The sequence below is a fragment of the Phaeobacter sp. HF9A genome, from assembly GCF_011806385.1.
Lineage (GTDB): Bacteria > Pseudomonadota > Alphaproteobacteria > Rhodobacterales > Rhodobacteraceae > Epibacterium.
In genome coordinates, this window is the sequence record NZ_JAATOX010000099.1 from 1 (window position 1) to 14,801 (window position 14,801).

A 14,801-nucleotide genomic window follows, 5' to 3' on the forward strand; every position below is an offset into this window, starting at 1 on the left:
TTTCGCGGGCGAGCTGGCCACGTTTGAAACCCCGCTGGCCTGTCACGGTACCGCATTCGAGCGCGAGGTCTGGCAGGCGCTGCGCCAGATCCCGGCGGGCGAGACCCGCAGCTATGGCCAATTGGCGGCAGAGCTGGGCCGTCCCACCGCCAGCCGCGCGGTGGCGCGGGCCAATGGCACCAATCAGATCGCGGTGATGATCCCCTGCCACCGGGTCCTGGGTGCGGATGGGGCGCTGACCGGATATGGCGGCGGCCTCTGGCGCAAGCAACGGCTGATCGAGATCGAGCGCCGCCTCACGAAACTGGCCTCACACTAGGGGGATCGGATCCAAGGAGGGGTTTCCGACCTGTTCGGTCGGACCCGCGCGCGCTGGGCCAAAGGCCCAGCGCGCGCCCCACGGCGGCCCCGTCAGGGGGCGCAATATCTCTTGCGTGCAGACGAAAGCGTGCAAGCCCGTGTGCCGGTCACAGATTGGCCCGGGGCAGGCGGGCAAAGGTGATATCGCCCAGCGTCACGCTGCTGTCCTCGCCGGTCTCGATAATCAGATCCAGCCAGGCTTCGGTGATCCGCTTTTCGTTCAGCCGGGCATAGGCCAGATCATATTCCACCACCTGCGGCGCGGCATCCGGCGACAGCTGATGTACCATCTGCTCCACATTCGGTCCGTGGCGAATATTGAGCCGCGCATAAAGGGTCACGGCAGAGGCGCTCTCGATCAGATATTCCATTCGCAGCAGATGATGCCGTGTCAGCCCGGTGATCGCATCCTCTGGCAGTTGGATGATCAGCGACAGAAAGGAGCCGTCAAACCGGCTCAGCGCCATCTGGAGCGCATAGGGCTCTGGTCTCGTCGATCCTGTGCGAGGCTGTTGGCGCAGGTCCAACTTTGCCGTCTTGCCATCGTGAAACAGCTGCACATCGGCGCTCAGCCGGGCGCGATCCAATGCCTTGCTCAGGGTGGCGTCCGGCAGCTTCTCCTGCCAGGGTTCGGGGCGCCAGAGCCAGTCACAGCCATAGGGGCGCGGCAGCCGGGTCTCGACCTGGGGCGAGACAGCGGGCGCAGGCCGACGCCCCTGCGAGGCTTGCCCGCGCCCGGCGCCACGCTTCAATAGCTGATCGAGAATACCGCCCATCCTGCTCTCCGAGGGGCACCATTGCGGCGCGTTTCGTTTGTTGCTTTGCCCGACATTCACGGCGGGCCCTGTTCAGATCAGCCCCGATGGCCTGCGCGGGTCATGGGGCCGCGCGTTCAGCCGCCCTCGCCCTGCGGCAGGGTGGCGGCACTCACCTCCTCCCGGGTGCGGGGCCGGGTGGTGTGATCCGGGGCCGCTTCGCCGGGGGCGGCGGGGGTTGTGGCTTCGGCCAATTGCGTGGCGTTGCGGGTGGCATGCATGAATTCGGTGATCAGACGCGCGCCCTGATCACCAAGATAGGCGCTGCCATCCGGGGCATAAAGCGCCACCGACACCAAATGCCCGCGCACCACAAAGGCGCCGCGCCAATGGGTGCCGCTGGCGCCCTCGGCGTGGTGATCATCCAGATAGAGCTTCAGAAGCGGCATCTCCGCCGTCTGCCGGGTTTCCAGCACCCGCGCAGCCTTGCGCGCCTTGGTAAAGGCCGAGCGCAGCGCCTCTGCCGACGGGGGCGGCGTGTTCTCGGCAACCCGCCCGACGGTGGCAGTCAGGAGCGCGCCCTCGCTCTTGCGGAACCCGCCAAAGGCGCTGACCTTGTCACAGCGCGCCAGCAGCGCAAATCCGCCCTTTGCGGTGTGCTGTTCCATCTGCGCGTCAAAACAAAAGCCGCTGGGCGCCGCGAGGATCAACCGGCCCTCGCCAAAGACCGCGGTCAGCGCGCGGCCATGCATGCTGGCTGGCCGCGACGCCTGTTCCCCCGGCGGCGCAAAGGACAGCCGATTGCCCTCCATGCAGCCCAGCAACACAAGCGGCGCGGCGCAGATCAACATCCGGCGCAAAGACTGCCGCAGTGCCGCGCGGCCCCGGGCGAAAGCGCCCGCAAATTCGGCTGAAAAGGTGATCAAGCTCTGCCCCCGTTGCGGGTGCGGCCCCTGTGAAACAAGGCGCGCGGTCCAGTATTCGTCGTGCAAATGTTTAAACCCAGCCTTATATCGGAACAAGGGCTAACGGAGAGTGAAGCGCGATCTCTTGATTTGCGGCAGGATCGCGCTTACCTGACGCGCTTGTGCAAGGCACCGCAATTATTAGCGGCATCCCAGCTCTGTCGTCATATGATCGCGCAGGGGCCTTGAAACCCGACGACCACGACAGACAGAAAGGACCGCGGCGTGCAGCGGAGCCTGTTTTCCTTTATCTGGCGCTATTCCAGACGTCAGCAGCTTGGCCTCTTGCTGCTGACCCTGCTGTCGTTCCCGTTTCTCTATGCCACGCTGGAGCTGCCCAAGCGGATCGTCAACGATGCCATCGGCCAGCCCTCGAGTAGCGTCACGGTCTGGGGCTACCAGCTGCACACCGAGCAATATCTGCTGATCCTCTGCTTTATCTTTCTCGGCGCCGTTCTGGCCAGCGGCATGATGAAGATGCGGCTGAATACCCTGAAGGGGATCCTGTCCGAGCGCCTGCTGCGGCGTCTGCGCTATCAGATGATCGCGCGGATGATGCGCTTTCCCTCTGGCTATTTCCGCACCACCTCCCAGGGCGAGATGGTGGCGATGATCACCTCTGAATCCGAACCCATGGGCGGGCTGATGGGCGATGCGGTGGCGCAGCCGGTGTTTCAGGCCGGTCAGATGCTGACCATCGTGTCGTTCCTCTTCATGCAGAGCATCTGGTTCGGGCTCGCCTCGGTGGCGCTGATCCCGCTGCAAGCCTGGCTGATCCCGATGCTGCAACGTCAGATCAACCTGTTGAACAAGGATCGCATCGCCGAGGTCCGGGCGCTCTCGGCCGAGATCGGCGAAACCGCCGCCGGGCTCAGCGATCTGCGCAACAATGGCGGCTGGCGCTATCGGCTGGCGCAGGTCTCCAACCGGCTGGGCCGCCTGTTTGAAATCCGCCGCCGGATCTACATGAAGAAGTTCTTCATGAAGTTCCTCAACAATCTGATCGGCCATCTGACGCCGTTCTTTTTCTATTCCGTGGGTGGGCTTCTGGCGATCCGGGGCGAGATCACCGTCGGCGCGCTGGTGGCGGCTCTGGCGGCTTACAAGGACCTCTCGGCCCCCTGGCGCGAATTGCTGACCTATTACAATCAGGTGCAGGACATGTCCCTGCGCTGGCAGGTGATGGTGGAGAAATTCGCACCCGCCGGCATGATCGACGAGGCGCTGTTTGAGGGCGAGCCGCGCGAGGTGCCGCATCTGCGCGGCGTGATCGAGCTGCGCGATGTCACCGTCAAGGATGCGGAGGGCAAGCCGATCCTCGACGGGCTTTCGCTGACCATCCCTCCCGGCGCGCAGGTCGCGATCCAAAGCACCTCGGCGGCGGAACGTCAGGCGCTGGCGCAGCTCCTGACCCGCGACGTGCTGCCCGCCCGGGGCGAGGTGGTGATCGCTGGTCGGGCGCTGAAAGACCTGCATCAGGGCGTCATCGCCGCCCGCATCGGCCATGCCTATAGCACGCCCTATCTGTTTGACGGCTCGCTGGGCGACAACGTGCTGATGCCGCTGCGCAACCGCCCGCGCGACATGGCGCAGGACATGCATCTGCTGCAACGGGCCGAGGCGATCCGCGCCGGCAACAGCCCCGATCTGCTGCACGCCGATTGGGTCAATCCCGATCTGGCCGGGCTGGGGTCCGAGGCGGGGCTGCGCGACTGGTGGTTCCAGCTGGTAGAGGCCATGGGCATCGACGGTCAGCTCTTTCACCGCACCCTGCATGCGCGGCTCCAGGACCGGCACCGCGCGCTGGAGGCACAGATCATCGCGCTGCGCCCCCGGATCGAAGCGCGGTTGCAGGAAAAGGGCCTGCGCGACGTGGTCTATCGCTTCCTGCCGGAGCGCTACAATCCCACCCTGCCGCTGGCGGAAAACATGATGTTCGCCTTCCCGGTGCAACCGGTGCCCGCGACCCTTTTTACCGATCCCGATGGCCCCTTCCAGCGGGTGTTGCGCGCCGAGGGGCTGGAGGCGCAGACCCGCGAAATCTCGCTGGTGCTGCTGGATACCTTGCAGCGCACCTTTGGCCGGGGCGACACCTCCCACCCGCTGTTCCGCCGCCTTGGCCTGGATGAAGAGCTCTATGCGCAGATCACCCGCGCGGCGGATCGTCAGGCCGCAGGTCACCGGCTCAGCCGCGCAGAGGAAGCGCTGCTTTGCACCCTGCCGTTCCTGCTCACCGAAGAACAGATCGGCCCCGGCCTGCCGCGCGCCTATAAGGATCACATCCTGCGCATCCGGGCGCAGCGCGGCGATTTGCTGCTCTCGGACTGCGCCGGGGTCTTCCGCCGTCTGCGCGGCGAGGAATACGCCCGCAAGCTGACGGTGCTGGAAAACGCGCTCTTTGGCCGGATCTCCACCCATGCGGGGGCCAAGGCCCAGGCGGTGGAGGATGTGGTGGCCGATGTGATGGCCGACCACGACCTGAAGGCGCGGCTGGCGCTGATGATCTACGACCTGCCCACCGGCCTTGGCGGCGCCCTGCTGGAGCCGGTCTTCCGCGAGCGGGCCGCCTTTACCCGCGCGGCGATCAAACGGCCGGATATCCTGATCCTCGACCATGTGCTGGCCAGCCATGATTCCGACAGCCGCCTGAAAACCCGCACCCGGTTGCAGGCGCTGCTGCCCAAGACCACCATGATCCACCTGGAGGATCACTTCGAACATCCCAACCGCTATGACCTCTATCTGGAGCTGAAGGACGGGCGGCTGGACGGGCAGGCGGGCCCACCGGCCCCGCATCTGAATCCCGCCGCCGACAGCAGCGGCGATTTTGACCGCAAGCTGGCCGTGATCCGCGAGGTGGAGCTGTTTCGCCGCCTCGATCCGCGCCACCGCCGCCTCCTGGCCTTCTCCGCCTCCTGGGTGCGGGTGCCCACCGGCGCGGCGGTGTTTCGCGTCGGCGAAAGCGGCGATGCGGTCTACCTGTGCCTTTCGGGACAGGCGGAGCTGCGCTTTCCCGAGGATGGCAGCCACCTCGATATGATCGGCCCCGGTCGTCTGATCGGCGATCTGGCGGTGATCGTGGACGAACCGCGCCGGCTCGATCTCATCGCGGCGGAGGATTGCGTCTTTTTGCGCATCGGTGCCGAGGAATACCGCACCGTGATCGAAAGCGATATCTCGGTCGCCCTGCAACTGTTGCAAACGGTCTCCAGCCACCTCTCCAGCGCGGCGGTCGCCCTGCAAGAGGCCCGCGCCGGCCAGCCCCCGGTTGCGGTCGCCGATGATCGGCTGGGCGGCGATACCGCAGATCAGAAAATCCCCCCGCCTCATTGACTTTGCCCCGCCCCGCCCGCCATCTGCCCCAAGAGGAAGGCCGCGACCAATGAGCTATCGCCCCCACGAAACCCTGCTGCACGAGGCCCGCGAGCGGCCAGAGCTCTGGCGTTTTCTGCTCGGGGTGGTGCTGGTCCTCATGGTGTGGTTCGCGCTTGGCCTGCTGTCGGATCTGGTCTTTATCCCGGCGGTCCTGTCGCTGGCGGGCGGCGCGGATGTGCAGACGGGCACCGACCCGGCGGGCATGTCCCTGCGGCTGGGCAGCTTCTTCTATGCGATTCTCGCGGTCGGTTTGGTCTTGCAGAGCCTGCATGCCCGCAGCCTCGCCTCGCTGACCGGACCCGGGGCGCGACTGCTGCGCCAGGGCGGGCGGGTGCTGCGGGTGCAGCTCGTCCTGCTGGTGCTGGTGGCCCTGCTGCCGCCCTATGACATGGGCGCGCCACTGGTGCCGAACCTGCCATTCGCGCCATGGCTCGCGCTGCTGCCCCTGTCGCTCTTGCTGGTGCTGATCCAATGCAGCGCCGAGGAAATCCTGTTTCGCGGTTACCTGCAACAGGGGCTGGCGGCACGGTTCAAAAGCCCTCTGGTCTGGATCGGCATTCCCTCCGCATTGTTTGGGCTGGGCCACTACATGCCTGTAATGGCCGGTGAAAATGCCTGGCTGATTGTCGCCAGCAGCGCGCTCTACGGGGTGGTGCTGGCGGATCTGACCGCCCGTTCCGGCAGCCTTGGCCCGGCCATCGCAGTCCATTTCGCCAATAACATCTGGTCGCTGCTTGTGGTGGCCACCCCGACCGGGCTCAACGGTCTGGCGCTCTATCTGCATCCCTTTGCGATGTCAGAGGCCGCCCTGCGCCACTGGCTCTTGGTGGATCTGGTGATGATCCTGGTCTGCTGGCTCGCCGCGCGACTTGTGCTCAGGGTCTGATTGCAATTGACCGCAAGTCGCCTTATCTGAGGTGCCAACCGCCAACAGGCAGAGGCCAATAGATGAACTGGATCACCAACTACGTCCGCCCCAGGATCAACTCGATCTTTTCGCGCCGCGAAGTGCCCGAGAACCTGTGGAAGAAATGCGATGAATGCGGCACCATGCTGTTTCACCGCGAGTTGAGCGACAATCAGAACGTCTGCACCAACTGCGGCCACCACATGCATATCACGCCGCGCGCGCGCTTCGAGGCGCTGTTTGACGGCGGCATCTTCACCGAGGTCGCGGTGCCCGAACCGGTCGCCGATCCGCTGAAGTTCCGCGACCAGAAACGCTATCCCGACCGGCTGAAGGCAGCGCAGAAGCAGACCGCCGAGAAAGAAGCGATGCTGGTCGCCGTGGGCGAGATCGGTCGCACTCCCATCGTCGCCGCCGCGCAGGATTTCTCCTTCATGGGCGGGTCGATGTCGATGTATGTCGGCAATGCCATCATCGCCGCCGCCGAAGAAGCGGTGAAGCTGGGTCGCCCGCTGGTGCTGTTCTCCGCTGCCGGTGGTGCCCGCATGCAGGAAGGCATCCTTGCGCTGATGCAAATGCCGCGCACCACGATCGCCGTCGATATGCTGAAAGAGGCGGGGCTGCCTTATATCGTCGTGCTGACCCATCCGACCACCGGCGGCGTCACCGCCTCCTATGCGATGCTGGGGGACGTGCATATCTCCGAACCCAATGCGCTGATCTGCTTTGCCGGGCCGCGGGTGATCGAACAGACCATCCGCGAAAAACTGCCCGAGGGCTTCCAGCGCGCCGAATATCTTCTGGATCACGGCATGCTGGACCGGGTTGTCGCCCGCACCGAGATGCGCGACGAGCTGGTGACCATCATCCGCATGCTGATGAACCTGCCGCCGCAAATCCACGGCGAGCTGCCCGCGCCCGAGGAGGACGCCGCCGCGCAAATCGCCGCGCCGGTTGAAAGTGACGAAAACACACAAGAGGATGGCGCATCGGGCGAAGACAAGGCGTCCTGACCCGATCCATACTCATCTGACCATTGGGCCCATGCAGCTGGCCCGCGCCCGCCCCGCCCCATCGGGGCGGGCCTTTCTTGATCCAGCCCTCCGATACTGAGGCCACCGCCATGACCGAACAGACCTCCGACGCCATTCTCGCCCGCATGATGGCGCTGCACCCCAAGATCATCGACCTGACGCTGGACCGGGTCTGGCGCCTCTTGGCGGCGCTTGACAATCCGCAGGACCGGCTGCCGCCGGTGATCCATATCGCGGGCACCAATGGCAAGGGCTCCACCCAGGCAATGATCCGCGCCGGGCTGGAGGGCATGGGCAAAGCGGTGCACGCCTATACCTCGCCGCATCTGGCCCGCTTTCACGAACGCATTCGCTTGGCGGGTGATCTGATCACCGAGGCCCACCTGACCGAGGTGCTGGACGAATGCTACAGCGCCAATGGCGACGAAAGCATCACCTATTTCGAGATCACGACCGTGGCGGGGCTGCTGGCCTTTTCCCGGGTGCCTGCGGATTACACTCTGCTGGAGGTCGGCCTTGGCGGGCGGCTGGATGCAACCAATGTCATCACGCCCGAGGTCGCGGTGATCACGCCGATCTCCATCGACCACGAACAATTCCTTGGCGACACGCTGGCCAAGATCGCCACCGAAAAGGCGGGGATCATCAAACGCGGCGTGCCCGTGGTGGTCGGCCCGCAGCCCGAGGAGGCGATGGAGGTGATCGAAGCCACCGCCGCCCGCCTCGGCGCGCCGGTTCTGGCCTATGGGCAACACTGGCATGTATCCGAGGAACGCGGACGGCTGATCTATCAGGACGAGCGCGGGCTCCTTGATTTGCCGCTGCCGGTGCTGTTGGGCGCGCATCAGGTGCAGAACGCCGGCGCCGCGCTGGCGGTGCTGCGCCACCTCGGCGCGGATGAGGCCGCCTTTGATGCCGCGATGCAAAAGGCCGAATGGCCCGCCCGCATGCAGCGCCTTAAAACCGGCCCGCTGGTGGATCTGGCCGGCAAGGCCGAGCTCTGGCTGGATGGGGGCCATAACGCCGCCGCCGGCGTGGCGCTGGCCGATCTGCTGGCAAAACTGCCCAAACGCCCGACGCATCTGATCTGCGGCATGCTCAACACCAAGGATGTCAGCGGCTATATGCGCCCGCTTGCCGCCGTGGCCGAAAGCCTCACCGCCGTGTCGATCCCGGGCGAGGCCGCAACCCTCAGCGCCGAAGAAACCCGCGCCGCTGCCGCCTCCGTCGCGCTGGAGGCCCATGCCGCGCAGACCGTCACCGAGGCGCTGAGCGCAATCCTCGCCCGCGATCCCGATTGCCGGGTGCTGATCTGCGGCTCGCTCTACCTCGCCGGGGCCATCCTGCGCGAAAACGGCTGAGGGGGAGGGGGTGCTCCCGCCCGTTCCAATTGCATTGAAAATGCAATCGTCCCCGTTGGGCCCGGCGCCGCTGACGCGGCGCGGAACCGCCTGGGTCTTCTTCTAACGAAAAATATCCTGGGGTGAATTGGCCCCGGGACCGTCCCGCCGCATATCGCAAAGCGTGAAACCGGTGCCGAGGGTCCAGCGACAGGCGCCCGGGCCAAGAGGGGCAAAGCCCCTGCCCGCCGGGCGCCTAGTCGGAGGTTCCCCAGTTGCGATCCTGCATTTCCCGCAGCCGCGAGGCGGTGCGTTCAAATTCAAAGGCGCCGTCCCCTTCGACAAACAGAAACTCCGGCTCGGCGGCGGCGGAGCAGATCAGCCGCACCCCGGCCTCATAGAGCGCATCAATCAGCGTCACGAACCGTTTCGCCTCGTTGAAATTGCTGCGCCCCAGCTGGGGGATATTCTCCAGCACCAGCACTTTGACCGCATCGGCCAGCGCCAGATAATCGCCGGGTCCAAGCATCGCCCCGCAGAGATCATAGAAGGTCGCCCGCGCCACGCCGTTGCGATAGGCGGGCAGCACCACATCGCGCCCCTTGACCCGCAGCGTCAAAGGCGACGCCGCCCCGCCGGTCAGATCCTGCCAGATCGCCTCCATCTCGGCGCGGATTTCGGCACTCAGGGGCGTGAAATAGACCGGGTTGCCGGTCAGCCGATCCTGTCGGAAGTCGCGCGGGCTTGCCATCTCATGCACCTGCATCTTCTCCTTGATCAGCGCGATAAAGGGCAGGAACAGCTGACGGTTCAGGCCGTTCTTATAAAGATCATCCGGCACCCGGTTGGATGTGGTGACCACCGTCACACCGGCCTCGAACAGCGCCTCGAACAGGCGCCCGACGATCATCGCATCGGTGATATCGGTGATTTGCATCTCGTCAAAGGCCAGAAGCCGGACCGAGGCTGCAACGTCCTCGGCCACCGGCGCCAGCGCATCCTCGATGCCCTTTTTGCGGGCCTCATGCATCTTGGCATGGATTTCCTGCATGAAGGCATGGAAATGCACCCGCCGGCTGGGGATCTCCTCCAGGCTCTCGACAAAAAGATCCATCAGCATCGACTTGCCGCGACCAACGCCACCCCAGAGGTAAAGCCCCTTGACCTCTGGCCGCACCGCCTTGCGGAACAGGCCGCGTTTTACGGGTTCGGCCCGCAAGCCTTCGGTAATCCGGTCAAATTCGGGCAGGGTTGCCTCTTGCGCGGGATCGGGTTCCAATACCCCGGCCGCCACGCGGGCCTGATATAGCTCGGTCATATGCGTCATGCCAAAGGCTTAGCCCGTCGTTTCAAAGAAGAAAAGCCAGACAAGACCAGAGAGGGGCCGCGCGGGGCCCAAGCGGGATCGCGATGCCACTGTCACATCAATTTTGCTTAACCATGGGCGCAGAATTCCTGATTTGTGCCGGGGCGGGAATATCAGTATGGCTGTGACTCTGGCAAAGGAGAGCGCCTCATGACCCGCCAAGCCCCGCTGTTTACTCCCGTCCTCTTGGTCGGGAGTTTGATTATCATGGTCAGCTTCGCTGTGCGGGCGTCCTTTGGTGTGTTCCAGATCCCGATCGCCGAGGATTTTGGCTGGCTGCGCAGCGAGTTCTCGCTGGCGATCGCCATTCAGAACCTGGCCTGGGGCATCGGTCAGCCGATCTTTGGCGCCCTTGCCGAGAAGATCGGCGACCGCAAGGCGATCATTCTGGGCGCAGTGATCTATGCCGCCGGTCTGGTGCTGAGCGCCGGCGCCACCACGCCAGCCACCATGCAGGCCTATGAATGGCTGGTGGGCTTTGGCGTTGCGGGCACCGGCTTTGGCGTGGTGCTGGCGGTGGTCGGACGGGCCAGCTCTAATGAGAACCGCTCCATGTCGCTGGCGATCGTGACTGCCGCCGGATCGGCGGGGCAGATCGTGGGTGCGCCCACGGCGGAATATCTCCTCAGCCTGATGAGCTGGCAATCGGTGTTCCTGGTCTTTGCAGTGCTGGTGCTGGCGCTGATCCTGTCGCTGCCGCTGATGCGCGCCCCGGCGCCCGCCAGCAAGGCCGAACTCGAAGAGAGCCTCGGCGGGATCCTGAAAAAAGCCTTTCGCGATCCGTCTTACACGCTGATCTTTCTGGGCTTTTTCAGCTGCGGCTATCAGCTCGCCTTTGTCACCGCGCATTTTCCTGCCCTGGTGACCGAGATGTGCGGCCCGATCATGCCGGGCGGCGTGCTGCATGGCATTGGCATCACCACCACCTCGGCGCTGGGGGCGGTGTCGATCGCGCTGATCGGGGTGGCCAATGTGGGCGGCACCCTGCTCGCCGGTTGGGCGGGCAAGCATTATTCCAAGAAATACCTGCTGGCCGGGATCTACGCCGCGCGCACCCTGGTGGCGGGGATGTTTATCCTGCTGCCGATCACACCGCTGACGGTGATCCTGTTTTCCATCGGCATGGGGTCGCTCTGGCTGGCCACGGTGCCGCTGACCTCTGGTCTGGTGGCGCATATCTACGGGCTGCGCTACATGGGCACGCTCTATGGGATCGTCTTCCTCAGCCACCAGATCGGCGGCTTCCTCGGCGTATGGCTGGGCGGGCGCATGTATGACATCTATGGCGACTACACCATGGTCTGGTGGATCGGGGTCGGCGTTGGCGCCTTCAGCGCGATTGTCCACCTGCCGGTTCGCGAACGCCCCCTGGGCGAGCAGATCGCAGCCTGAACCACAGAGCCTGAACCAAAAAGCCAGAGCCCGCAGCCGCTGCGGGCCTCCTGCCTTAGTAGAGACCAAGCCGCAGGTTTTCGGCGATAATGCGGGCGATTTCCGTGGGGTGGGTAAAAAGCACCCCATGGTCGGCCCCCTCGATCACATCCTGTTTGGCCGAGCGGTTCACCTCGGCCAGATGGCCGATCACCTGGCGCGGAATGAACTGATCCGCTCCGGCCCAGATCGCCAGAACCGGCAGGCCCTGCTGGTTGAACAATCGCTGATCCTCGTCATTCAGCGTCCGCAGGATGCCACGTATCGCCGCCAGATAGGACGGGAAAAAGCCGCGCCGCTGCAATTGCGCCCGCTGCGCCCGGGCAATATCCTCCGGGATTTTCGGATCGGCCAGCGCGGCGCGCATGTAGCGACGGACCGCGATGTGATAATGCAGCCGAAGGATCACATCAAAGGCCCCGTTGCGCTGTTCCAGAAAACGGGCCATCTGCGATTTCGGGTGATGCATCCCCATCGTCGCAATCAGGGTCAACTGGCGTACCCGGGGCAGATGCTCGGCGGCAAAGGAGCTGGCGATCGAACCTCCGGCGGAATAGCCGATCAGGGTGAAATCCTCGACAATGCCCTCATGGGCCAGAAGCTCTTGCAATTGCTGATGGAAAAAGGCGCGATCCTGCGGTCCCGGCACATAATCGGAATAGCCCCGGCCATAGATATCATAGAGCAGCACCCGATAGCCCATCTCGGTCAGCTCCTGCGCCAGCGGCAGAAATCCTTCGGAGGGGGTGGAAACGCCGTGGATGCAGACCGCCACCGGGCCCCGTGCCGGTCCGATCCAGCGATAATGGGTCAGCCCGGCAGAGAGTTCGGCAAAATCACCGGGCGCATCGCGCCGCAGCGCCTCGGTGATCGGTTTGCGCAGCTTTTCCCGCAACAGCGGCGTCAGCAGCAAGCCGAGGATCAGCGCAGCAATCGCCAGCAGCCAGATCATGGAACTTCGGTCCAAAGGTCGAGGATATGGCGGCTGGTCATCAGGTCCAGATGCGCGCCGCCGCCATTCTTGAACAGGGTGATCGCCAGCGGATCATAGGCGGCAAAGCGATCCAGCGTATAGAAATCCGCCCGCACATCCGCGCGGGTCAGCACGCCGGCGGCCAGCGGAATCTTGAACTCGCCGATATGGTCCAGCGTGGTGTCAAAACTGTCGCAATAGATCTGCGCCTGCGCCAGAGCGCTGTCATCTGCCTCGCGCATGTCGGGGCGATAGGCGCCGATCAGGTTGAGATGCTGCCCCGGGCGCAGCCAGTCGCCCCGGATCACCGGCTCACTGGACATGGTGCAGGTCAGGATGATGTCGGCCGCGCCCACCGCCTCTGGCAGCTTCGGCGCGACGCAGGTGCCGGGATAGGCGGCGGCGAGCGCCTCGGCCTTGGCAAGGGTGCGATTCCAGAGCCGGATCTGCGCCCTGGGATAGGCGGCCGAGAAGGCCTCGATCAGGCTGGCGGCCACGGTGCCCGCGCCGACAATCAGGATCTCGCGGCTCTCCGGGTTGGCCAGTCGGAGCGCGCCGAGCAGCGAATCCCCGGCGGTCTTCCATTTGGTCACCAGATGAAAATCCACCAAAGCCTCCAGCTGGCCGGTGGCATCGTCAAACAGGGTCACGCTGCCGTTGACACCGGGCAGGCCGCGCCCGGCATTGCCGGGAAAGATCGTCGCGCTCTTGACCGCAAGGCCGAGCCCGTCAATCCAGGCCGAGCGCGACAGCAGCGTGTCCTCGCCCCGATACAGGAAGGTATCGCCAACCTCGGCCTTGGGGTGGCGGTGGCCCTCTGCCAGCGCTTCGGTCAGCGCAAGCCAGTCCAGCAGCGCCTCGCCTGCGTCAAAACCGATCTGGATCAAGCTCATGCGGCCTCCTGTTCTGTCAGCAGCCCCTCCGCCACCAGCCGCGCGGCAAAGGTCTCGGGACGGTCAAACAAATGGGTGTTCCAGCCGCGAATGGCTGCGGCGGCGGTGTTTTCGGGCCGGTCATCGGTGAACAGGAGCTCCTCCGGGCGATGGCCGGTGGCCGCCTCAAGGTGGGCGTAGATGTCCGGTTCGGGCTTGATGCAGCGCAGCTGCGCCGAAACAAAGGCCTGATCGAATTCGCGCAGCACCGGATAGGCGGTCTGGGCGATGACAAAGGTCTCGGCCCCGAAATTGGTCAGCGCATAGACCGGGGTGCCCCTGGCGCGTAGGGCGCGCAGCAGCCGGGCGGAATGCGGAATGTCGGGGCTGGCCATTTCGATCCAGCTGTCGTGCCAGTGGCGGATCTCATCTGCCCAGTCCGGGTGCCGTTCGGCCAGCGCATAGATCGATTCGCGCATCGGATGGCCGCGATCCACGTCGAGATTGGTGCCATGCAGATCGACCTCCTCAAACAGCGCCTTGCGCCGCTCCGGGCCGATCAACCGGTCGTAGAAACGCTCCGGCTCCCACTCGATGAGAACACGTCCGATATCAAAAACGACGGCGGTGATGGACATGAATAGGGCCTTTCTAGCCGGAGGAGCGGGGGCGCGGTCGCGGTGGCGGCCCCGGGGTGCGGGTTTCACGCCAGACTGAAACAAGACCGGCGCCGATAATCAAGGCCGAGCCGAGCCAAACCGTGGGGCCGGGCCATTCGGCAAACACCAAAACGCCCCAAATGACAGCCATCGGCATGGCGATATATTCAAAGGGGGCCACCAGCCCCGCCTCGCAGAGCCGATAGGCCTGGCCAACCAGATAGCCACCAATGGCGCCCGCCACCCCGGCGAGCGCAAAGAGCAGCCATTCGCTGCCCTGCGGCCAGGCCCAGGGTTTCAGAACCACATCCGCAAGGGCGCTGCCGGTGGCCCATTTTCCATGGCCAAACAGCAGCCCGGCAAGGGCGCTGATCACCAGAAACCCGAAGGTGGGATAGAAGGACAGCGTCGCCGCCTTGTCGGTGCCGCCCGCGCGCCGGGTCAGCACATGCAGCGTGGCATAGCCGCAGGCGCCCAGCACCGGCAGGATCGCATAGGGCTGAAAGGCCGCCGCGCCGGGTTTCACGATCACCAATATCCCCAGAAATCCAACCGCCACCGCACCCCAGCGCCAGGGTCCCACGCGCTCTTTGAGGATTATCACCGACAGGATGGTAACGATGAGCGGCGTGGCAAAGCCAACCGCGACGGCCTCGGCCAGCGGCAGCACCGCCAGGCCGCTGAAGAAGCAGATATTGGCCAGGGCTACGGCGGTGATACGCATCAGATGCAGCCGGATATTTTGGGTGCGCAGAATGGAGAAG

General features: G+C 64.9%; 13 protein-coding genes. 6 read left to right on the forward strand and 7 right to left on the reverse strand.

Going from position 1 to position 14,801, the window contains the following annotated elements; genetic code table 11:
• A partial coding sequence (locus HCZ87_RS15460; protein WP_167645085.1) for a methylated-DNA--[protein]-cysteine S-methyltransferase occupies window positions 1–319 on the forward strand: 319 nt, incomplete at its 5' end.
• Between the two features lie 148 nt (window positions 320–467).
• On the opposite strand, the gene HCZ87_RS15465 is transcribed toward HCZ87_RS15460, so the two are convergent.
• Together HCZ87_RS15465 and HCZ87_RS15470 are read right to left on the reverse strand one after the other, a co-directional pair.
• Complete coding sequence (locus HCZ87_RS15465) at window positions 468–1,136, reverse strand: DUF6478 family protein (protein WP_167645087.1); 669 nt, start codon at window positions 1,134–1,136, stop codon at window positions 468–470.
• A 116-nt stretch (window positions 1,137–1,252) separates the two neighbouring features.
• Window positions 1,253–2,041 carry a hypothetical protein gene (locus HCZ87_RS15470; RefSeq protein ID WP_175582282.1) on the reverse strand — a complete coding sequence of 263 codons (789 nt, stop codon included), beginning with the start codon at window positions 2,039–2,041 and terminating at the stop codon, window positions 1,253–1,255.
• Window positions 2,042–2,305: 264 nt separating this feature from the next.
• Between HCZ87_RS15470 and HCZ87_RS15475 the strand changes: the two genes are divergently transcribed.
• The 4 genes from HCZ87_RS15475 to HCZ87_RS15490 all read left to right on the forward strand — a co-directional run bounded on the left by HCZ87_RS15475 (window position 2,306) and on the right by HCZ87_RS15490 (window position 8,757).
• Window positions 2,306–5,413 carry an ABC transporter transmembrane domain-containing protein gene (locus tag HCZ87_RS15475; protein WP_167645089.1) on the forward strand — a complete coding sequence of 1,036 codons (3,108 nt, stop codon included), beginning with the start codon at window positions 2,306–2,308 and terminating at the stop codon, window positions 5,411–5,413.
• A gap of 49 nt (window positions 5,414–5,462) precedes the next feature.
• Window positions 5,463–6,341 carry a CPBP family intramembrane glutamic endopeptidase gene (locus tag HCZ87_RS15480; RefSeq protein WP_167645091.1) on the forward strand — a complete coding sequence of 293 codons (879 nt, stop codon included), beginning with the start codon at window positions 5,463–5,465 and terminating at the stop codon, window positions 6,339–6,341.
• A 62-nt stretch (window positions 6,342–6,403) separates the two neighbouring features.
• Window positions 6,404–7,375: an acetyl-CoA carboxylase, carboxyltransferase subunit beta gene (gene accD, locus HCZ87_RS15485; protein ID WP_167645093.1), complete on the forward strand. Its 972-nt coding sequence runs from the start codon at window positions 6,404–6,406 to the stop codon at window positions 7,373–7,375.
• Window positions 7,376–7,485: 110 nt separating this feature from the next.
• On the forward strand, window positions 7,486–8,757 hold the full coding sequence (locus HCZ87_RS15490) for a folylpolyglutamate synthase/dihydrofolate synthase family protein (protein WP_167645095.1): 1,272 nt from the start codon (window positions 7,486–7,488) through the stop codon (window positions 8,755–8,757).
• Window positions 8,758–8,992: 235 nt separating this feature from the next.
• Here the strand turns inward: HCZ87_RS15490 and zapE are convergent, their stop codons facing one another.
• Window positions 8,993–10,063, reverse strand: coding sequence for a cell division protein ZapE (zapE, locus tag HCZ87_RS15495; protein ID WP_167645097.1), 1,071 nt, complete (start codon window positions 10,061–10,063; stop codon window positions 8,993–8,995).
• Window positions 10,064–10,252: 189 nt separating this feature from the next.
• Here zapE and HCZ87_RS15500 point away from each other — a divergent pair, with 189 nt between their 5' ends.
• Window positions 10,253–11,494, forward strand: coding sequence for an MFS transporter (locus tag HCZ87_RS15500; RefSeq protein ID WP_167645099.1), 1,242 nt, complete (start codon window positions 10,253–10,255; stop codon window positions 11,492–11,494).
• A gap of 55 nt (window positions 11,495–11,549) precedes the next feature.
• Here the strand turns inward: HCZ87_RS15500 and HCZ87_RS15505 are convergent, their stop codons facing one another.
• From HCZ87_RS15505 to HCZ87_RS15520, 4 genes are all read right to left on the reverse strand, one after another.
• Entirely contained in the window at window positions 11,550–12,485 is a 936-nt protein-coding gene (locus tag HCZ87_RS15505; protein WP_167645101.1) for an alpha/beta fold hydrolase, read from the reverse strand.
• A complete protein-coding gene (locus HCZ87_RS15510; RefSeq protein WP_167645103.1) occupies window positions 12,482–13,399 on the reverse strand; it encodes an ornithine cyclodeaminase family protein in 918 nt (305 codons plus the stop codon). The genes HCZ87_RS15505 and HCZ87_RS15510 overlap by 4 nt, the downstream gene beginning before the upstream one ends.
• Window positions 13,396–14,016: an HAD-IA family hydrolase gene (locus HCZ87_RS15515; RefSeq protein WP_167645105.1), complete on the reverse strand. Its 621-nt coding sequence runs from the start codon at window positions 14,014–14,016 to the stop codon at window positions 13,396–13,398. Before HCZ87_RS15515 ends, HCZ87_RS15510 begins: the two co-directional genes overlap by 4 nt.
• Before the next feature lie 13 nt (window positions 14,017–14,029).
• Window positions 14,030–14,801: DMT family transporter (locus tag HCZ87_RS15520; protein WP_167645106.1), on the reverse strand; the 772-nt coding region annotated here is incomplete at its 5' end.